This window comes from Flagellimonas myxillae (genome assembly GCF_023502235.1).
In the GTDB taxonomy this organism is placed as follows: Bacteria; Bacteroidota; Bacteroidia; order Flavobacteriales; family Flavobacteriaceae; genus Flagellimonas; species Flagellimonas myxillae.
In genome coordinates this window covers 191,299-211,851 of sequence record NZ_JAMFLY010000005.1, presented here as the reverse complement: position 1 = coordinate 211,851, position 20,553 = coordinate 191,299, and the positions used below count along the sequence as shown (strand labels likewise).

The following is a 20,553-nucleotide window of genomic DNA, read 5'->3' as shown; positions in this document are numbered from 1 at the left end:
CACGGTGACCCTTTCCGCGGGCACGGGCTATACTGTGGGCGCCCCGAACAGCGCGGACGTCACCATAGAGAGCGACGATACGGCAACCCTTACAATCACAAATGAGGCTGTGGATGAAGATGTCGCTGGAGGCAACCTTGTATTTACAGTTACACTTGATAATAACATTGCTGGCGGAACCAGTGTGGGATACACCTTTACGGATGGTACAGCCACAGGTGGTGGTACGGACTATGACAGTACCGGGGGAACCCTCAATTTTACTGGAACGGCAGGGGAGACCCAAAACATCACCGTTGCCCTAAACAATGATGCCATAGTGGAAGGTAACGAGACCTTCACAGTCACTTTGGGAACACCTACTAATGGAGTAGGACTAGCTGGCTCACCAGCAACGGGTACCATAAACAACGATGATGGTGCAACCCTTACAATTACCAATGAGGTTGTGGACGAGAATGTTGCAGGCGGCAATTTGGTTTTCACGGTAACCCTTGACAACGCGGTAGCAGCAGGAACCGATGTTGCTTTTAGTTTCACTGATGTTACGGCAACAGGAGGAGGTACCGATTATGACAGCGCAGGAGGAACCCTTAATTTCACTGGAAATACCGGGGAGACCCAGGACATCATAGTAGCAGTGAACAACGATGCTATAGTGGAGGGGAACGAGACCTTCACGGTAACCTTGGGAACACCCACAAATGGTGTTGGACTTGCAGGAAGCCCTGCCACGGGAACCATCACTGACGATGACAGCGCCAATTTATCCATCACCAATGAAACCGCTGATGAGAATGTGGCTGGGGGCAATCTGGTATTTACGGTAACCCTGAACAATGCAGTTGTTGGTGGAACAAGTGTTGGATACACCTTTACGGATGGCACTGCCACCGGAGGGGGTACGGATTATGACAGTACCGGGGGCACCTTAAACTTTACAGGCAATGCCGGGGAAACCCAGGACATTACAGTGCCCTTAAATAATGATGCCATAGTTGAGGGGAATGAGAACTTCACAGTTACTTTGGGAACACCCACCAATGGTGTGGGAGTCGCTGGATCACCCGCCACAGGAACGATCACGGACGACGATAGCGCCAATTTGACCATTACCAATGAAACAGAAACGGAAAATGTAGCTGGGGGCAACATGGTTTTTACGGTCACCCTGAACAATGCAGTTGTTGGTGGAACAAGTGTTACTTATGGATTTACCGATGTTACAGCCAGTGGAGGTGGAACGGATTATGACAGCACTGGAGGTACCTTAAACTTTGCAGGAAATGCTGGGGAGACTCAAGATATTATAGTTGCCTTGAACGATGATACCATTGTGGAGGGCGATGAAACATTAACGGTGGCACTAGGAACACCCACCAATGGAGTGGGCGTAACTGGGTCTCCGGCAACGGGAACAATTACCGACAACGACAATGCAACCCTTACCATTACTGACAATGCGGAAAGTGAAGATGTGGCTGGGGGCAATCTGGTATTTACGGTAACCCTGAACAATGCTGTTGTTGGGGGGACTAGCGTTGGATATACCTTTACAGATGGTACAGCCACTGGTGGGGGAACGGATTATGATAGCACAGGAGGCACTCTCAATTTCACTGGAAACGCAGGAGAGACCCAGGACATTACCGTGGCTCTGAACAACGATGACATAGTGGAAGGGAACGAGACCTTTACGGTTGCCTTGGGAACACCCACAAATGGTATAGGTGTGGCAGGATCACCAGCTACGGGCACCATAAATAATGATGATACGGCGACCGTTACCATTGCTGATGTGAATGGAAATGAAGATGATGGGGCAATTCAGGTTTCGGCTACTTTGGATTTGGCCGTTGATGGAGGGTTCACCGTTCAAGTATCTTCATCCGATGGGACCGCTACCTTAGCCGATAATGATTATACAGGTATTCTTCAGACTCTTGATTTCGATGGAACTCCAGGTGAGACTATAAATTTTGATATAGTACCCATAGTAGATGCACTAATTGAAGGAGATGAAACGGTAAACATTTCAATGGCTAATTTGGGAAGTACAACTTTCCCAGTGGATGTGACCGATACGGGTGTGCTAACCATCAACAATGATGATAGCTGCGCTGCAGGAACAACGGCGCCCGCGGTAGATGGTTCCGTAATAACCACCTTTTGCGATGTCTTTGTACAAGACTTGGATGCCTATGTTACCAGCATACCTTCTGCAGGGTCGGATTTGAGATGGAGCACAGATTCAGATTTAACTGATCAAACTTCGTACTTACTTACAAGTACTGCCCCTGGTCCTGGTACCTATTACGGCTTTTTCTTTGACAATTTAAATGGATGTACCAGTCCTTCCATTACAATTACGCTTACCCAAAATACAACTCCGTCGGCAGGAACAACAACCAATATTTCAGCTTGTAGTGATTCTGGTGATGGAAATAGCATTGTGGATTTGGATGATCAACTAACAGGCGCCGATGCAGGAACATGGTCATTGACTTCCGCCCCGGGAGGAGCTTCCATAACGATCAATGCAAGTAACATCGTCAATTTTAATGGGCAACCGGAAGGAAATTATGAGTTCACTTATACCACTACAGGTGCAGTTGCTCCTTGTGTCAATCAGGTGGCAACATTGACCGTAACGGTAATTGACTGTTCAACACCCTGTGATGCAGGTAATACGGCACCGACCTTGGATACCAGCGAACCAACCAATTTCTGTGATGTGGTATCGGCCGACTTAAATGATTATGTTACCGATACAGCGCCCGTAGGTAGTGTGCTTACTTGGAGTACGAATCCTGATCCTTTGGAAACCATTGCCCATAGAAGTAGTAATGTAATTGCTCCAGGATCGTATTTTGGTTTCTTTTATGATGAAGTAAATGGTTGTGCGAGCCCAACCCTAACGGTTACCTTGTTTTTGAATTCTACACCCGATGTTTTAAGCACAGCCGGGGATTCAAGGTGCGGGGAAGGTACGTTAACCTTAATAGCCTCCACCACTGATGATGCCATATTAAATTGGTATGACAGCGCCGCGGGCGGAAACTTTTTAGGTACTGGCGATACTTTTGAAACCCCATTGATTTCCGAGACAACATCCTATTTTGTGGAAGCCTCTGCAAACGGATGTAATTCTGTTAGAATGGAGGTTGTGGCCACAATAAACCCCACTCCTTCTGCGGGTACCCCCAGCAATGGAATTGCCTGTAACGCTGCGGGTAACGGAGGGCCTACCATTATCGATTTGGATGATACCTTGACGGGCGAAGATGAAGGCACTTGGGCTGTAATTACCGACCCTTCAAATGGGGCTTTGGTTATTGGCTCGGGGAATAATGTCGATTTTGAAGGCCTGGCATCAGGAGACTATGTGTTTGAATACACCACAACAGGTGCCGTTGCGCCTTGTGTGAATACTTCGGTTCAGGTAACAATAGTTGTTAGTAGCTGTATTGTGGATTCGGACAATGATGGGTTAACCGATGGGGAAGAGGATGACCTTGGGACCGATCCAAATAATGCCGATACAGATGATGATGGTTTAACCGATGGGGAGGAAGTATTGGTCGAGGATGATCCGAATACCACGGCTGTTCCAGAAGGGGCTACGGATCCCTTGGACGGATGTGATCCTTTCCTGACCCCTGCTTGTAATCCACCAGATATTGATTTGGCAATTACTAAGGATGTCGATGATGACACCCCGCTCTTGCAAAGCAATGTCACCTTTACCATTACGCTGGAAAATACCACCATGGATAGGGTATTGGACATTGTGGTAATGGATTTGGTTGATGCGGATTCCGGTTTTGAATACGTTTCGCACAATGCATCGATTGGGGGATATGATCAAACCACGGGAATATGGGCCATTGGTGAAATGGGACCTGAGGAATCTGCCACGCTCGACATCACGGTAACCGTTTTGGTTTCCGGAACCCTTCAGAATACAGCGACCATAACAAGTTCCTTCCCGAACGATGGGGTTGCCTCAAATAATACAGCTTCGGTATCGATTCAGGTCAATCAAAGTCCTTGTCAAACTCCAGGAACCTTGTGCAACATATTTTCACCCAATAATGGGGATGGCATAAATGATTTGTTGGTTTTGGTCAATCATCAAGACTACCCCCAAAACAATCTCCAGATTTTCGACAGATACGGAAACAGTGTGTTTGAGATGCAGGGGTACGACAGTTCTTGGAATGGAACCAGAGATGGCAAGGATGTACCGGATGGAACATACTTTTATATATTAGATCTGGAGGGAGATGGTACGGAAATTGTAAAAGGTTGGATTCAAATAATAAGATAAACGGAATATGCCCAATACTCTTGGATTAAAAAAATACAAGTTGTTCCTACTGATTTACCTATCGGTTTTGGGCATCTGTTTGGCGCAAAAGGAACCTCAATACACCCAGTACATGTATAATATAGGAAGCTTTAATGCAGGCTACGTGGGTTCCGTGGAGACACCGGAGATTTCTGGTCTGTATCGGGCCCAATGGGTGGATATTCCGGGTGCACCAACTACCATGCGCTTTGGGGTAAATGTACCTTTTGCCAATGAGCGATCTGGTCTGGGGTTCAATGTGGTGCTTGATGAATTGGGACCGTCCAAGCAGACCTATGCTAACCTTTCCTATAGTTATCAAGTCAACCTTACAGACGTCACCAAATTATCCTTCGGAATGGTTGCTGGTGGATCGTTCTTGAATTTGGATTATTCTGAAGGCAGTTTCGTAGATCCTTCGGATCCGGCCATACTTGGGGACAATTTCAGTAATTTTTATCCAACCCTGGGAGCTGGTCTGTTTATGTATGAAGAAGATTGGTACCTAGGGCTTTCGGTTCCCAACTTTTTAACCGAGGGACTTTATAATGAGGAGATTGCAACCATTGTGGAGGACAGTTGGCAGTTCCATTTTATCGGGGGATATGTTTTTCAATTATCGGATAGGACCAAGTTTAAACCAGCATTTTTATTAAATTACCTACAAGGTGCACCAGTTACCATGAACCTATCGGCCAACTTTCAATTTATTGATGCTTTGACCGTAGGTGGTTCGTACCGATTTGACAATGCAGTAAGCGGCTTGGCTGGTTTCCAAGTTTCCAATACCCTGTTCGTGGGATATTCCTATGATTACAATACAAACGGGCTTGGAGAATTTACAGGGGGATCGCATGAAGCAATCCTCAAATTCTATATCGGTCGTGAAGGTCCAACAAGAAGCCCCAGAACAAAGAACAAGGACAAAAAATTAAAAGGTAAACCCAAACAAATAGACTCCCCAAGATTTTTCTAGCTATGGTTCAGGTAAAAAAAATATTCCCCTCAATATTAGCTTTCTTTTTGGGCATAATGGTCTGTTATGCCCAAGGCAAAAACTCCTCGGGGGACGACTACTTCTTCCAGTATGAATATCAAAAAGCGGTAACCGCTTACGAAGCGGACCTGGCCAAGGGAACCCTTACCCTAGCACAGTATTTAAACCTAGCGGATTCCTATTATAAGACCAATAATTTCGAAAAGGCTTCCGAAGCATACATGGAGTTGTATAAGAAGGATACCCTTTTGGGCAACCATCATTTCAATAAAATGTTGCAAAGCTTCGCCAAGACATCTAACAGTGAACGGACGGATGCTTTTTTGGCCACGAAATCCTCCAATTTTGAAAAGGAATTTTTGGAGAATTTGGAGTTTAACAACCAATTGCTCAGCAGTAATAGTGCAGATGCTGAAATGGATTTTCAGATTTTCAATCTGAACGGGAATAGCCCCCAATCAGATTTTTCCCCTGCATTTTACGGAAGTAGGCTCCTATTTTCCAGCGGAAGGTCATTGGACAAGAAAAGAAGGTATGTACCCACTGGGGAAGGGTATTTGAATATCTACGAGGGCAACGTCCAGCCAACAGGTCAAGTTTCCTCTCCCACACCCTTTACAGGAATTCCAACTTCCGACTATCACAAAGCGACTCCATTTTATTCAGACAGGCTGCAAAGTATATTTTATGTGCTCTCCAATACCCAAAACGGGGAACTTTCCTTTGATGAGAACGGAAAGAATGCGTTGGCCATTGGGATGCAAATAAAAAATGGGCCCTTTCAGTTGCTCTTAAGAGATCTTAGCACCTCATTTTATTATCCCTTCTATGATGAAAAGAGTGAAAAGCTTTACTTTTCGGCCAATTTTGAGGAGGGCTATGGGGGCACGGATATCTACTACGTTCACACAAACCGCGGGCAGATTATGTCGGCTCCTATCAACTTGGGACCTCGAATCAATTCCCCTGGAAATGAGATTGCACCTTATGTCTTTGAAAACAGTTTTTACTTCTCTTCCGATGTTTTTTATGGTTTGGGGGGAATGGATATTTACAAGTCCAACATAGAGGGGAGTAGTTTTAGTATTCCCATCAACCTTGGTTCGGGAATAAATTCATCCAAGGATGATTTTGGGTTTATTATGCGCAATGACGGGGAGGGTTTACTGGGATATTTCTCATCCAATAGACCCGGCGGAAAGGGAAATGATGACCTATATGGATTCAAAGTGGACCAAAAACCGGGACTCAGAACTTTGACATTTAAAGGAAAAGTGACCAAAAAGAACGATCCCTCAGAATTTGTGGAAAAAGCAGTAATCCGATTATTGGATGCGGAAGGCAACCTTTTGGCCGAAACCTATTCGAACGATGACGGTACCTATCGGTTAGAGATTCCGTGGGAAAAGGAACTGGTTTTGGAATCTGGTAAAGACCGATTTTCTGTGTTTAGACAGCAATATGGTGAGGAAGAATTGGAGGCCATGGAAGGAAGCAATCATGATATCCCAATTTCCGCTTACGACGATTTGGTGGAAGAAAAGGAAGAGCAGACCGTTGTAAAGCTTAAAGATTTCCACTTTGATAGGGGACAAACCCAACTTAAGGAAGAAATTACGGCCGAGCTGGATAAGGTAGTGGACTTTGTCAAGGATTTCCCTTTTGTACAGCTTCGAATTGAAACTTACACTGATAGTAGGGGCGGGAATAGTACCAATTTTAGGTTGACGCAGGGCCGATCCGATGCCATTAAACGATATCTAACCCAAAAAGGAGTCCCCAATTCCGCAATTCTATACTCTATTGGATATGGGGAAGACAAGATTCTTAACAATTGTACTAATGGGGTCTTCTGTTTGGAAGTACTGCACAAACAGAATCAACGGTCGCTTATTGTAGTGTTGAACGATAATGTACTGTTTAATTGATCAACGGATCAGCATCCAACAGTAGTAAAGGGCGAACACGGATAAAAAGATCATACCCATGTAGGTCAGGAAGCGCAGTCCCCTTTTGGGCCGGTGCATTTGGGGAATGTCCTTGCCCATAACAGTCTTCAGGTTCATCCAACCCACCAAGGGGGCCATAACAAAGGACACAAATGTCGCAAGAGCCACCAAATTGGCCATATTTCCACCAAAACCGGTAATAACGATCCAATTTATAACAGCCATCAACACCACAGTGACAGCGAAGGCATTTTTACTGCTGAACACCGTTTTTTGGGGAAATAGTTTCTGAAGCACATCAAGACTTACCCGCGAAACGGCGTCATGCGCGGTCATGCAGGTACTGAACATGGTAGCAAAGGCCGCTATCGCAATTAAGATATAGGCCCAATTTCCAATATGTGTGGTAAATAAGTTGACCACTTGGTCCGCAAATACCGCAGCTTTTCCACTAAGTTCGGTACCAGTACCGTACAAGGTCATCCAGCCGATAACCAAAAAGAAAATGGCCAAAAGCGCAGTCATTATGTATCCCACATTAAACTCCTGCAGCGCTTCCTTTAGACTGGGTTTGTCCTTCATGCTCTTCTGGTTTTCCATACTCCACAAGCTTACCCAACCCGATGCTTCCACTGCGGTGGGCATCCAACCCACAAGACCTATTAAAAACAGAACGCCAACTTCATTAAAGATTTCTGGCCGGGTATAGGTTTCCGAGCCGGGAACGGTCCCTTTTTGTATGACCAAAATTGTAGTTGTGAGTAAGGCCACAAACAAGATGGAGATAACTGCTTTGAGCGAATTCTCCAAAAATTTATATTTCCCAATGATTAGGATGGTACCAATAAATACGAACAAGCAAAGGGCCACAAAACCTTCGCCTACGCCCGAAATATTGAATAGGTTCATTAGTAATCCTGCGGTAACAATGTACAGCGCTGCCAAAATGGTAAAAGTAGACACAACGGTGACTAGGGCGTAAATCCATAGGTATTTTCTGCCCATATTCAAATAACCTTGGATGAGACTCTGATCGGTTACCGAGGTGTAGCGGATACCGAACTCAAAAAAGGGATACTTCAGAATATTGGCCAATACAATGGGGATTACCATGATCCAACCATATTGAGCACCCGCCTTTGTGGATAACACCAAGTGCGAGGTTCCTATGGCCATGCTCGCAAATAGCAACCCTGGGCCAAGGTTTTTTAGAAGGACTTTGATTTTTGACATGGAAGTGAAAAGTACAAGTAACTAAAATAGTATATTTATCCTACTCCAAAAAAAGATATTGCGTGTCCCCAATTGCGTATTCCAAAACCATATTCGAATGAAAATTATCGGTAGACTTTTAAAAGGCTTGTTGTTTGTATTGATTCTTCTTGTCCTAGCGTATTTTCTAGGGCCGAAAGTTCAAAAACCTGATATGGATACCACTTTACCTGATGTCCCCTCGGATTTGGTGGCATTGGAACAATGGATACAGGACAAAGAAGCTTCTGTTCCCAACATAAAACCCGATAACGAGGCGGTTATAATCTGGGCAGATAGCATCCCGACGAAAACGGAATACAGCATTGTTTATCTGCACGGTTGGTCTGCCAGTAGAATGGAGGGTTCCCCCATTCATATACAAACTGCAAAACGCTTCGGATGCAATCTTTACCTGCCTCGCATGGCCGGGCATGGGTTGGAAGAGGATGAGGCCATGTTGGACCTTACAGCGGATCAGGTGGTCAAATCCGGCAAGGAGGCAATTTCGGTGGCCAAAACCTTAGGAGATAAGGTATTGGTAATGGCGACTTCCACTGGAGGTACCCTAGCGCTACATTTGGCAGGTGGAGATGACGATATCGCAGCCCTAATGTTGTACTCCCCTAATATTGAAATCTTTGATCAAAATGCCAAATTATTGGCGGGCCCTTGGGGATTACAATTGGCCAGAATCGTTAAAAAAAGCAATTATCATGAATTTGAGGCCGAGGAGGAAAAACAAAAGTTCTGGACCACCAAATATAGGCTCGAAGCATTAACGCATTTACAGGCCTTAGTGGACAATACCATGGTACCCGAAACCTTTGGCAAGGTTACCCAACCGGTATTTTTGGGTTATTTCTATAAGAATGATAGCATTCAGGATAATGTGGTATCGGTTCCGGCGATGCAAAAAATGTTCGAGGAGTTGGGAACAAGCCCAGAACTAAAACGCGAAGTAGCATTCCCCTCGGTCGACGATCATGTTATGACCAGCTATGTAACATCGAAGGATTTGGATGCGGTTCAAGCCGAAACGGATAGGTTTTTGGAAGAAATCATGGGACTTCATCCTGTAAAAATCACGGCCCCAATAAATGAGTCCTTTCCAGAAATAGCGACGCCAACGGAACGGTAAAATTCCAAAGCGAAAATTATCGGTTTCTATTCCTAGAAATAAATAATCCTGTGATAATGAGAAGACCTCCTATCAAATGATATAAATATAGGTTTTCATTGAAGAAAAAGGTGAGCACAGCCGCAGACAAGGGAACCACATTCATATAAATGCCGGCCTTATCGGGCCCAACAATATGCACTCCTTTTTGCCAAAGAAAATAGGCCAATGCAGTTCCGAAGCACCCAATTCCTATAACTGCCATCCAAAACCCCGTACTGTGGTCAACTAAGTTGGACATGCCCGTTGCGGGCAGCATAAAGGTAAAACCGACAAGGCAACAAAGGCCCGTTAAAAAGGTAAAATTGATGCTGGTGAAGTTCCCTGCAAACTTTTTAACCCAAACATGGTGCAACGCAAAGAAAATGTTGGCAATAAAAATTAGAATATCCCCTATGTTAAATTCAATATGGGCCAAATCGGTAATATTCCCTTTTACGATCAGATAAATGGCGCCCAAAAAAGCAACCGTAATTCCAAGTAGCTGGATTTTTTCGATTTTGGTTTTTAGAATTAGTCGCGATATAACCAAGGTTAGGGCGGGATTAAGGCTAACGATCAAAGCCGCATTGATGGCCGTGCTATACTTCAGGCCCAAAAAGAAGAAAATATTAAAGCCGAACAACCCAATAAACCCAGGAAGACTCACGCCCCTAAGGTTCTGGTAAACGGACTTTGGGGAAGGAAGATTTCTGATTCCGATCAAGGCCAAGGTACCGGCACCAAACAAAAACCGCCAAAACCCAGCCTCGATAAAACTTACCTCCTTTAGGATAACCCGGGCCAGATGAAAGTTCAGGCCTAAAAAGGTAGTGGCTATTATCAAATATAGGATGGCTCTCATTACCGTACTGCTATGAAGGTTGAAAAGTCGGCGCAATATCTAAAGGAAAAAGAATATTTGGCCTATGTCGAGCTATGTTTCTTGGGAAAATTTGTGCAAAAAAAGTAAGGGACGAAGTTTTGACTCCTTCCCTTACCCATATAATTGGTTGGTTATTTACTAAATTCCGTGGCTTAGCCTTTCGAATAAGAATGCTTCGCCTCATTCAAAAAAATCCAATTCGGCGATAGCTGCGGACGTATGGCCGCCAGCAATTACGTTGGATTCAATTCTAATGAATTTTGTACTTATGGGCGAGGTGAAAGCATGTTGTCTCGTTTTTGGGTCATTGATTAAGTTTCCAAATTCAAAATCCATTACTTTTTTCCAATCCTTTCCATTATCGCTAATGCTGATGGATCCCTTCTCGATCATCCCTTCCGCATGCTCTTTTTGGGGCGTATAGGCAAATCCAGTTAAGGTCTTGGAACTGCCAAGATCAATTTCCAAATAGTGCTTTTTCCCCGATTTGGAGTTGGATTGCCAGTATGTGTCCGGATTTTCATCCATGGCCAAGGCCATACCATGATCCTGTGCTTCGCTATCGGAGCCAATCGGCTTCCATTCGGCTTTTAAAATCCCAAATCTTTTACTGGCCATGCTTCCCAAAACCTCTTTGTCCATGGCAACCGCTTTTACCTCCACCGAGGTGGCAGGGACAGGTTCTGTAAACAATTTTGAGTCTTTGGTTGGGACACTACCATCCGTAGTGAACCGAATTTCAACCTTGGAATTCAGGTTTTCCAAGGTGTTTTCCCCGTGGGGTTTCCAGTTAAAATCATGCTGTTTGGGCATAATTTGCAGCATCCCTTCCAAAGTTCTCGAAATTTGAAGTTGAGGTGGCCTGATCCGATAAAAATGTGCGCTAACCTTGCTCAAGGCAGGTTGGGCCCTGGTTTCCAAAGCGGTAATTCTAAATTCGCTCGAAGTTACCTCAGGAAACCGAAGAATTCTTTTATAACCAATATTGGAGGCCTTGGCAATTTCTGTCCATTGGCCATCAATTTTAGCTTCAATCTTATGGCTTTCGATACGTTCGCCATGGGTATTAATTGCTTCTTGTATCGCTATTCGATTTATGGTAATTGGTTGGGGTGTTTGTATTGTCAAGGAATTGTCCTTGCTGTTCATCAACGCATAACTTGAGTCATCATCATCCAGTACATTTTTTGGCCCCTTGGCGCCCTCGAACAAATCCTGGGTATAGGTTTCCGCAATGCGCTTCCCAACTTCCTCCAAAACCGCTACATCTTCAGGGGAGAACTTCCCTTTTAGATTGGGAGGTATGTTCAGCAAAAAGGTGGAATTACCACCCACAGATCTTTCGTAGATATCAAATACGTCATCGGCACTCCGCACTTTCTGGGTATCCTCATCCCTATAAAACCAACCTTCGCGAATGGAGGTATTGGTCTCCGCTTGCTGATAATGGAGGTATTCGGCCTTGTACAGTTTTTCCCTGCTACCGATATCTTCAGCGGTTATATCCGGAAAACGGTTCATCAGAGAGGGATCGGTGGAATAGGGGACGACGTTCCATTCGGTATCCCTAGTCCCTCCGGATTCGTTCCCACACCATCGAACATCCTGTTTGCCAAAGACTACTGCTTCGGGAGCAAGGGTCGAAATCAACTCTTTCCAAGCCAGATAGTTATACTTTTGCCCTCCCTTGCGTTTCGGGTGGGCCCCATCAAACCACACTTCGTGAATAGGGCCATATTCGGTTAAGAGTTCAAAAAGTTGGTTCAGAAAATACTCGTTGTAATCGTCTACTTTAAAGGTGAAGGTCTTTGGATTGGCAAAGGGTCGTCCCGCAACAGGTCTGGGGATTACCCGATCTGAATATTCGCTGAGATTCCCGTAAAGACCTTCCGGACTTTCAATTTGAAAAAGGTCCGCTGGGGAAAGATAAACTCCGAGTTTGAGCCCATATTTTTTGCAGGATTCGGCAAGTTCCTTTAGAACATCCCCTTTCCCATTTTGGTAAGGAGTAGACATAATTCCATGTTTGGTGTACCTACTTTGCCACAATACAAAACCGTCGTGGTGCTTTACCGTAAGGATCACCATTTTCATTTGGGCCGCCTTCATGGACTTGCACCATTGGTCCGTGTCCAATTCATGAAGATTGAAAACCTCGGGGTCTTCAAAACCATTTCCCCACTCCTTTTTGGTAAAGGTGTTGGGGCCAAAATGGATAAAGGCGATAAATTCATTTTTTAGGGCCTGGTATTGGTTTTCTGTGGGAACCACATGGGCAGCCTTAAGAACGATGGAATCGTTGGTATCATCGTCATCCAACGCAATTGTGGATTGGGTAGCCATGAGCTGCTCCTCCTTATTTTGGCAAGAAAAAAGGGCAATGATTGCAAGTGTTGAAAGAAGTACTTTTCTCATTCGTTGGTAGTTACTATGGGTTTGGGTTAAGATCAGGATTCATTTTTATGCGAATTGACGGTTGTTGGACAGATAATCCTGGAGGTCTTGGGTTTTTGTGCAGCCCAATTGCTCCATTACTTGTTTTAGTTGTGTTTTAAGCAAGGAGATGGTATGATCTCCACCAGAAGTACCCAAGGCAGCAGCCCCATACATAAAGGATCGCCCCATAAAGGTGAATTGTGCTCCGCTAGCCACACATCGGGCCACATCCGGCCCAGATCGTAACCCACTATCCATCATCACGGTGATTTGGTCTCCGTATTTTTTGGCGATACGGGTCAAAGGTTTAATGGTGGATTCCCCGGCATCCAATTGCCGACCTCCGTGGTTGGAAACGATAATCCCATCCAAGCCCAATTGGATGGCCAATGCTGCATCGTGCTCACAGGCCACACCCTTAAGGACCAACTTCCCCTTCCACATATCACGGATGGGTTTAATTTTCTCCAGATCCATGCGTTTGCTGAACATTTGATCCATAAACTGTCCCAATTGCTTTAGATTTAAGCTTCCTGGCATATATGGCTTTAGGGTTTCAAAATTGGGTTGTCCATGTCGCAAGGTGGACAACGCCCATTGCGGTTTGCCCAAAATTTGCATCATATTGCCAATGGTCATTCTTGGGGGCATGGATAGTCCATTTTTGATTTCCTTGGGCCTGAAACCAAAGGTTGGGGTATCGCAAAGCAACACCATAACCGGACATCCTGCGTTTTGGGCCCGATTGATCATATCGTCCCTAACGGTTTTGTCAGCTGGATGATACAGTTGGTACCAAGCCCTTCCTTCCGTTATTTCGCTTATCCGTTCAATACTGCTGGTACTTACGGTGCTTAAAACAAATGGGATATTGTGTTCCACTGCAGACTTGGCCAATATCTCAGCCGAGTTGGGCCACATGAGTCCCTGAAGTCCTACAGGCGCAACCCCGAAAGGCGCGGAATACGTATGCCCAAAAAGTTCAGTTTTCAGGTTGGCATTGGAATAGGGTTCCAAATAATGGGGAACCAATTCTACATCCCGGATTTCCTTGGTGTTTTTGCGGATATTAACTTCCTCGTTGCACCCACCATCCAAATACTCAAATGCAAAACGCGGAATGCGCTTGCGGGCTTTTTCCCTAAGCGCATCAATTGATGGGTATTTTGGATTGAATACTATTTCTTTTTGGTTTCGCATATGTTGATTTGCCCTATTGGTCCAAATATTGGTTTATTCATAGGCTTTGGCCACTTGACGGGAACTTCCCAGCCCATCAATGCCCAATTCCACCACATCACCAGGTTGTAGGTATTGTGGTGGTTTAAGCCCTAGACCAACACCCGCAGGAGTACCTGTTGATATAATATCCCCGGGCAACAAGGTCATAAAGGAACTGATATAGCTTATCAATGTGGGCACATCAAAGACAAAATCAGATGTATTACTGTCCTGAAGGGTCTTTCCGTTCAATTTGAGCCAAAGATTCAAGTTGTGCGGGTCTTCTATTTCATCCTTGGTGGCCACAAACGGTCCCAGAGGCGCAAAACTATCACAGCTCTTTCCCTTGACCCATTGTCCACCTCTTTCCAATTGAAATTCCCGCTCGCTGTAATCGTTGTGTAATACATACCCAGCCACATGGTTCATGGCTGAGGCCTCATCCACATAGGAAGCTTTTTTCCCGATCACGACTCCCAATTCTACCTCCCAGTCTGTTTTCTGACTGTTTTTAGGTATAATAACATCATCGTTGGGACCTACAATGGAAGACGTTGCCTTAAAGAACAAAAGGGGTTCTTCAGGGATGTCCATGCCACTTTCGGCAGCATGCTTGGCATAGTTGAGTCCAACGCAGATTATTTTGGATGGACGGACCAAGGGAGCGCCCAAACGAACTTCACCACCAACAACGGGGCAATTTTCTTGGTTTGACTCCAACCATTTTTGCAATTCGGAAATACCTTTATTTCCGAAAAAAGCTTCATCAAAGTCCTTTCCAAAACCGCTTATATCCAAACGGGTGCCATTATCGAGCTCTACACCTGGTTTTTCCTGACCTTCAGCTCCAAATCGTATTAATTTCATGTTTTGTGTTTATGTTGATAGTAGAAGGTTACTAACCTTTTAATTTTATAAAGCCCCCATCAATCGGGAAATCTGTACCGGTGATAAAGGAAGCTTCGTCCGAACAAAGGTAAAGCGCAAGATTTGCCACTTCCTCAGGTTTGCCCATCCTGCCGATGGGTTGGGTCTTGGATAGCTTGTCAAAAATTTCCTTTTCCTTTCCCGGGTAGTTTTTGGAAATAAATCCATCCACGAAAGGGGTATGAATTCTTGCTGGGGAAATGCTATTGCACCGAATTCCATCCTCGATATAGTCCTGAGCAACGGAATAGGTCATGGTAAGGACGGCTCCCTTGGTCATGGAATAGGCAAATCGGTCAGTTAAGCCGATATGCGAGCCAATCGAAGCCATATTGATAATGACCCCGGATTGCTTTTCCTTCATTTTGCCGATACAGGCCAACATACAGTTATAGACGCCCTTAATATTTACCTCGAACAACTTGTCCATATCTCCCTCGGAGGTATTTTCGATATTTCCAATATGGGCGATACCAGCATTGTTGATCAGAATATCAATCGCATTTTCAGCGCCGATCCCATCCACAATGTCCTTAATCCCCTGTTGATTGGAAACATCACATTGGTGATAGTGGGCTTTTCCCTTTTCGGCCACAATTTCATTCACTGTTTGCTGGGCCCCTTCCACGTTGAAATCCAAGATATGGACTTCAGCGCCATGGGCTGCCAGTTTGGAGGAAATGGCCTTGCCAATGCCGCTGCCCCCTCCTGTAACAAGGGCAATTTTATTACTTAGATCAAATACAGATGTCATGTATTGTAAAATGCTTTTATAAACTTACTTCTTCGGCCAACCAAACAGCACCTGTAGGAAATTCATGGTCGTTTAACGACTGTTCCTTCATTTCAATACTGTATCCAGGTAGTTTTGGTGGCATGTAGCAACCATCCTTGATAACCACGGGATCCAAAAAATGCTCATGAAGATGGTCTACATATTCAATAAGCCGGTTTTCCATAGATCCACTAATGGCAATATAATCGATCATGGACAAATGCTGCACATATTCGCAAAGTCCAACACCTCCTGCATGCGGACATACGGGAACACCAAATTTGGCCGCCATGAGCAGAACGCCCAAGATTTCATTCACGCCGCCAATTCTACAGCTATCTATTTGACATATACCAATGGCGTTCGCCTGCATCAATTGTTTAAATATCACCCTGTTTTGGCAATGTTCCCCAGTTGCCACCTTAATGGGTGCCACGGCTTCCGCAATTCGGGCATGTCCAAGAACATCATCTGGACTAGTTGGTTCCTCTATCCACCAAGGTTTGAACTTTGCCAACGCTTCCATATTGGAAATGGCCTCATCCACGTCCCATTTCTGGTTGGCATCCATCATTAATTTGAGGTCATCCCCAATTTCCTCGCGAATGATTCCCGCTCTTCTAACATCGTCATTAAGGTCGGAACCCACTTTCATTTTCATGTGCTTGAACCCTTCTTGTTTGGCTTCGCGGCACAGCCGTCTCATTTTTTCATCGGAATACCCCAGCCAACCTGCTGATGTGGTATAAGCTGGATAACCTTTCGCCAATAAATGGTCGATGCGCTGTTGTTTGCCAGATTCCTTTTTTTGCAGAATTTCCAAGGCTTCCTCGGGCGTAATCGCATCGGTGATATAGGTAAAGTCAACACAGGCAACAAGTTCTTCGGGTGACATATCGGCCAATAATTTCCACAGGGGTTTGCCTTCCACTTTGGCATATAGGTCCCAAACGGCATTGACGATTGCGCCTGTGGCCAAGTGTATCACTCCTTTTTCCGGACCTAGCCACCGTAGTTGACTGTCACCAGTGATCATTCGCCAAAATTGGGCCATATCACGTGTGAAGCTATCTAGTGATTTTCCTACTATAAGATGGGAGAGGGAGTTAATGGCCGCCACACAAAGTTCGTTCCCTCTCCCAATAGTAAATGTTAAACCATGTCCTTGAAAGCCTTCCTCATGATCTGTTTCCAAAATTACGTAGGCAGCTGAATAATCCGGATCTGGGTTCATGGCGTCGGAACCATCCAAATTCCTACTTGTGGGAAAGCGAACATCTTTAACTAAAATGTTGGTTATTTTGGTTTTTGACATAGCAAAAGTTATAGAGCCAAAGATACCTTTGCTAATTGGCCCAACTTTTCATTTTATCGCTATGTATGGTATTTTTTTTGCCGAAGAAACCTTTTTAGGCTTGCAAATATTGTTTTCTGTATTGAGAAGGTGACTTTCCGGTTATCCTTTTAAATTGTCTATTGAAATTGGAGATGTTGTTATAACCGGATTCGAAGCATATCCGGGTAATATTGTGTCTGTCTTCGGAAATTAATTTACAGGCATAACCAACCCTGAGTTCATTAAGGTATTCCTTAAAAGTTTTCCGGTTTACCTTTTTAAAGAACCTGCTGAATGCCGATGGGTTCATGCTTGCCACCTCTGCTACTTCATTTAGGGTGATGGATTTGTTGAAATTTTTGAATATGAATTCATAGGTTTTATCCATACCATGGCCTTGCTGTCCTTTGAACGTATTTAAATAACCCTTGCTGGCCAATAGGGTTTTCTTTGGATGTTTTGACAGGGCGTGTAGGATGGCAAATAAACTGATAAGTTTCTCGAAGGGTCGTTTATCTACAAGGTCCATAATATCTTGTTTTATGGCAATATCCAGGTCGTCAAACTTGATACCTTGCTGTGATAAAAGCACTAGGTCATTGATTTGCTTAAGTTCGGGTGCGTTAAAAAACTCCCCACCTAAAAAATCTTGGCGGAAATGGATGGAATATGCCTCTGCGAACAAATCGGATGTTTCACCAAAATAGCGTTCGTCGTTGAGCCACATATGTGGAAGATTTGCCCCTAAAAGAAAAACTTCATCTCCCCGAAAACGCTCAATACTGTCCCCGATAAATCTGGTTCCTTCACTTTTGGAGATATAGACCAATTCCAGTTCCGGATGGTAATGCCATAACCGGAGAAAATAAGGATAGTGGTTGTGCTTTACAGAGAACGAATTATCCTTTAAACTGCTTCTATCTACAAACTGAAGTTTCATAGCAAATCTGCTTGGAAAATGTTACTAAATAACAAGTTTTTCCCCTAACAATACCCGAATTTGCAAAAAAAGTACAATAATCGGTGGATTTTTTATAATTCTGATAAGTGACTTTTCCCGTAATTCGTATGAGTTTTCATTGTAGTCTGACCCCTATGTGTGAAAGGTAAACTTTTTAGGTCAGCAATTAATATTTAATTAATTGAGTTAGTTTAGTTACAAAGGCCGATTTACTCGGCCTTTTCTAATTGGCTAAATATGAAAAGAAGAAATTTGCTCAAATCCCTAGGCCTTGGAGTTGGCGCCACCGTTTTGGGGACAAACAAACTAAGGGCAGCTACGGAGACCAATACTAAATCTGTAAAAAGAGTATTGCGCATCGCCCATATTACAGATGTTCATATAAGACCAGAGCACAATGCACCCTCTAGGTTTAAGCAGTGTATTGAGTCCATTACCAAGATGGAAGTGGATTTTTTCCTTAACGGGGGAGACACCATTTATGCGGCCGATTATGATCATATCACGCGTGAAAGGGTTAAAGTGCAGTGGGATATCTGGCACAAGTCAAGAGAGCTTTTTTCCGAGTACGAAGTTTACAGTTGTTTGGGCAATCACAATATGTGGTGGGCGGCTCCCGATAAATCGGATGGGATGTATGGTAAGGAATTTGCTGTCAAACAATTGGGAATGCCCAACCGGTATTTCAGCTTTACCAAAAATGGCTGGACATTCTTTGTGTTGGATAGCAATAATAAAAATGCAGGTTCTTTGGATCAAGAGCAAATGGACTGGTTTAAAGGGGAACTGGCGGCATTACCGGAAAAGGCCCCGGTATTGATTATGACCCATTACCCAATATTATCCGTCGGGCCCGAGCAGGGGGGCAACCATACGGATTGTAAAGAGCTCACTAAGTTGTTTTATGAACATAAGGACAAGCCGATCCATTGTGTCAGTGGGCATATCCATTTGTTGGAAAAGACCGTTTACAACAACGTAAAATATTATTGCAATGGAGCTGTTAGCGGATTTTGGTGGGAAGATGGAAATGCGGATTCGGCCCATAAATCCTGGGTAAGTCAAACACCTCCTGGATATGCCATTTTGGATTTGTATGAAGATGGAAGTTTGATGAATTCCTATTATTCATATGAGGTGTAAATAGCCTAAGGAATAGGAAATTAATAGGATGAACCGAGTAAAAATTAAGCTAAATGTTTTGGAAAGCTCACGTGAGCATTTTATATTTACACACGAAGAAAATAAAATGAAGGAATCCATCACCATAAAAGATGTTGCACGTGAACTCGGTATTCACCATGTTACGGTTTCGCGAGCATTGCGTGACACGGGTTCTGTTAAACCGGAGACCAGAGAGCTTATAAAAAAGACGGCCAGTGAGTTGGGTTATAAGCCCAATCGATTGGCACAGGACTTTCGAAACAAACGGAGCAATGTGTTGGCGGTAGTGGTTCCAGATTTGAGACCGTATTTCTTTGCCAAGTTTGTTTCGGATTTTATGGAAGTCGCCAAGGAGGAAGGATACTCCGTCATGATTTTCCAGACTGGTGAAAAGCCTGGAGTGGAAAAAGATATCATCGACTCCCTTATAGGGTATAGGGTGGCAGGCGTCGTAGCTTCGGTAACCAAGGATACGGTTCACGAAAGTCATTTTGACGTGCTCAGGGACGAAAGCATTCCCTATGTATTTTTTGACCGTTCACCTGAGGAGGCCAATGCTTCACAAGTTTTGGTCAATAATTTTCAGGGAGCCTATGATGCCGTAACCGCCATGATCAAATCGGGTAAAAAACGGATTGCCTATATATCCACACATTACAGACATCAAATTTTTAGTGATCGTTTAGCCGGATATAAGCAAGCGCTGGAAGATAACAATCTTCCTTTCCATGATTCAATGGTGGTAGAAGGTGGATTTTTCATGAAAGATGGGTTTGCCCATGCTGAAAAGTTAATGGGACTTGAAGAGCAACCGGACGGAATTTTGGCGGTAAGGGACGAAATTGGAATAGGGGTAATCAAATATTTGAAGAAAGCAGGATTTCGTGTTCCAGAGGATGTGGCGGTCATAGGTTTTGACAACGATCCCATGGGTGTGGCTTGCGAACCTGAGCTAACGACGGTACAACAATCGATTCCTTCAATGGTTTCCGGTTCTTTTGAGCTGTTGTTGGAGCAGATAAAAAAGAACACCTTGATCATAGAGAAAAAGGTCATCGAACCAAAAATCATATTTCGGGGATCTGTATAATTTTTGAATAGATAGCACACGTGAGCCTTAGCAATGAAATACCAAATTTT

General features: G+C 44.2%; 14 protein-coding genes. 6 read left to right on the top strand and 8 right to left on the bottom strand.

Annotation, left to right across the window (positions count from 1 at the left end; translation table 11 throughout):
- From M3P07_RS17220 to M3P07_RS17210, 3 genes are all read left to right on the top strand, one after another.
- A partial coding sequence (locus tag M3P07_RS17220) for a Calx-beta domain-containing protein (RefSeq protein ID WP_249971170.1) occupies positions 1 to 4,330 on the top strand: 4,330 nt, incomplete at its 5' end.
- A gap of 7 nt (positions 4,331 to 4,337) precedes the next feature.
- Positions 4,338 to 5,327, top strand: coding sequence for a PorP/SprF family type IX secretion system membrane protein (locus tag M3P07_RS17215; RefSeq protein ID WP_249971169.1), 990 nt, complete (start codon positions 4,338 to 4,340; stop codon positions 5,325 to 5,327).
- Positions 5,328 to 5,329: 2 nt separating this feature from the next.
- A complete protein-coding gene (locus M3P07_RS17210) occupies positions 5,330 to 7,276 on the top strand; it encodes an OmpA family protein (protein ID WP_249971168.1) in 1,947 nt (648 codons plus the stop codon).
- On the opposite strand, the gene M3P07_RS17205 is transcribed toward M3P07_RS17210, so the two are convergent.
- On the bottom strand, positions 7,277 to 8,530 hold the full coding sequence (locus M3P07_RS17205) for an NRAMP family divalent metal transporter (protein ID WP_249971167.1): 1,254 nt from the start codon (positions 8,528 to 8,530) through the stop codon (positions 7,277 to 7,279).
- Positions 8,531 to 8,627: 97 nt separating this feature from the next.
- On the opposite strand from M3P07_RS17205, the gene M3P07_RS17200 reads away from it, so the two are divergent.
- Positions 8,628 to 9,689 carry an alpha/beta hydrolase gene (locus M3P07_RS17200; RefSeq protein ID WP_249971166.1) on the top strand — a complete coding sequence of 354 codons (1,062 nt, stop codon included), beginning with the start codon at positions 8,628 to 8,630 and terminating at the stop codon, positions 9,687 to 9,689.
- A gap of 16 nt (positions 9,690 to 9,705) precedes the next feature.
- On the opposite strand, the gene M3P07_RS17195 is transcribed toward M3P07_RS17200, so the two are convergent.
- From M3P07_RS17195 to M3P07_RS17165, 7 genes are all read right to left on the bottom strand, one after another.
- Positions 9,706 to 10,572, bottom strand: a complete 867-nt coding sequence (locus tag M3P07_RS17195) for a DMT family transporter (protein WP_249971165.1) — start codon at positions 10,570 to 10,572, stop codon at positions 9,706 to 9,708.
- Positions 10,573 to 10,773: 201 nt separating this feature from the next.
- Positions 10,774 to 13,008 (bottom strand): alpha-L-fucosidase, encoded by a 2,235-nt coding sequence (locus tag M3P07_RS17190; protein WP_249971164.1) that lies wholly within the window; start codon positions 13,006 to 13,008, stop codon positions 10,774 to 10,776.
- Between the two features lie 45 nt (positions 13,009 to 13,053).
- Positions 13,054 to 14,229 (bottom strand): alpha-hydroxy acid oxidase, encoded by a 1,176-nt coding sequence (locus M3P07_RS17185; protein WP_249971163.1) that lies wholly within the window; start codon positions 14,227 to 14,229, stop codon positions 13,054 to 13,056.
- Between the two features lie 33 nt (positions 14,230 to 14,262).
- A complete protein-coding gene (locus tag M3P07_RS17180; protein WP_249971162.1) occupies positions 14,263 to 15,117 on the bottom strand; it encodes a fumarylacetoacetate hydrolase family protein in 855 nt (284 codons plus the stop codon).
- A 31-nt stretch (positions 15,118 to 15,148) separates the two neighbouring features.
- Complete coding sequence (locus M3P07_RS17175; protein WP_249971161.1) at positions 15,149 to 15,931, bottom strand: SDR family NAD(P)-dependent oxidoreductase; 783 nt, start codon at positions 15,929 to 15,931, stop codon at positions 15,149 to 15,151.
- A gap of 16 nt (positions 15,932 to 15,947) precedes the next feature.
- Entirely contained in the window at positions 15,948 to 17,267 is a 1,320-nt protein-coding gene (locus M3P07_RS17170) for an L-fuconate dehydratase (protein ID WP_249971160.1), read from the bottom strand.
- A 94-nt stretch (positions 17,268 to 17,361) separates the two neighbouring features.
- Positions 17,362 to 18,228 (bottom strand): AraC family transcriptional regulator, encoded by an 867-nt coding sequence (locus tag M3P07_RS17165; protein WP_249971159.1) that lies wholly within the window; start codon positions 18,226 to 18,228, stop codon positions 17,362 to 17,364.
- A gap of 258 nt (positions 18,229 to 18,486) precedes the next feature.
- Here M3P07_RS17165 and M3P07_RS17160 point away from each other — a divergent pair, with 258 nt between their 5' ends.
- Together M3P07_RS17160 and M3P07_RS17155 are read left to right on the top strand one after the other, a co-directional pair.
- Positions 18,487 to 19,392 carry a metallophosphoesterase family protein gene (locus M3P07_RS17160; protein WP_249971158.1) on the top strand — a complete coding sequence of 302 codons (906 nt, stop codon included), beginning with the start codon at positions 18,487 to 18,489 and terminating at the stop codon, positions 19,390 to 19,392.
- A 28-nt stretch (positions 19,393 to 19,420) separates the two neighbouring features.
- On the top strand, positions 19,421 to 20,503 hold the full coding sequence (locus M3P07_RS17155; protein ID WP_249971157.1) for a LacI family DNA-binding transcriptional regulator: 1,083 nt from the start codon (positions 19,421 to 19,423) through the stop codon (positions 20,501 to 20,503).
- Positions 20,504 to 20,553: the final 50 nt, after the last annotated feature.

What these genes read in the sequence shown, in the direction of transcription:
- M3P07_RS17160 (WP_249971158.1), top strand. Translation starts at nt 18,487, where the DNA reads ATGAAAAGAAGAAATTTGCTCAAATCCCTAGGCCTTGGAGTTGGCGCC.
- M3P07_RS17200 (WP_249971166.1), top strand. Translation starts at nt 8,628, where the DNA reads ATGAAAATTATCGGTAGACTTTTAAAAGGCTTGTTGTTTGTATTGATT.
- M3P07_RS17155 (WP_249971157.1), top strand. Translation starts at nt 19,421, where the DNA reads ATGAACCGAGTAAAAATTAAGCTAAATGTTTTGGAAAGCTCACGTGAG.
- M3P07_RS17175 (WP_249971161.1), bottom strand. Translation starts at nt 15,931, where the DNA reads ATGACATCTGTATTTGATCTAAGTAATAAAATTGCCCTTGTTACAGGA.
- M3P07_RS17180 (WP_249971162.1), bottom strand. Translation starts at nt 15,117, where the DNA reads ATGAAATTAATACGATTTGGAGCTGAAGGTCAGGAAAAACCAGGTGTA.
- M3P07_RS17210 (WP_249971168.1), top strand. Translation starts at nt 5,330, where the DNA reads ATGGTTCAGGTAAAAAAAATATTCCCCTCAATATTAGCTTTCTTTTTG.
- M3P07_RS17215 (WP_249971169.1), top strand. Translation starts at nt 4,338, where the DNA reads ATGCCCAATACTCTTGGATTAAAAAAATACAAGTTGTTCCTACTGATT.
- M3P07_RS17195 (WP_249971165.1), bottom strand. Translation starts at nt 10,572, where the DNA reads ATGAGAGCCATCCTATATTTGATAATAGCCACTACCTTTTTAGGCCTG.
- M3P07_RS17165 (WP_249971159.1), bottom strand. Translation starts at nt 18,228, where the DNA reads ATGAAACTTCAGTTTGTAGATAGAAGCAGTTTAAAGGATAATTCGTTC.
- M3P07_RS17170 (WP_249971160.1), bottom strand. Translation starts at nt 17,267, where the DNA reads ATGTCAAAAACCAAAATAACCAACATTTTAGTTAAAGATGTTCGCTTT.
- M3P07_RS17190 (WP_249971164.1), bottom strand. Translation starts at nt 13,008, where the DNA reads ATGAGAAAAGTACTTCTTTCAACACTTGCAATCATTGCCCTTTTTTCT.
- M3P07_RS17185 (WP_249971163.1), bottom strand. Translation starts at nt 14,229, where the DNA reads ATGCGAAACCAAAAAGAAATAGTATTCAATCCAAAATACCCATCAATT.
- M3P07_RS17205 (WP_249971167.1), bottom strand. Translation starts at nt 8,530, where the DNA reads ATGTCAAAAATCAAAGTCCTTCTAAAAAACCTTGGCCCAGGGTTGCTA.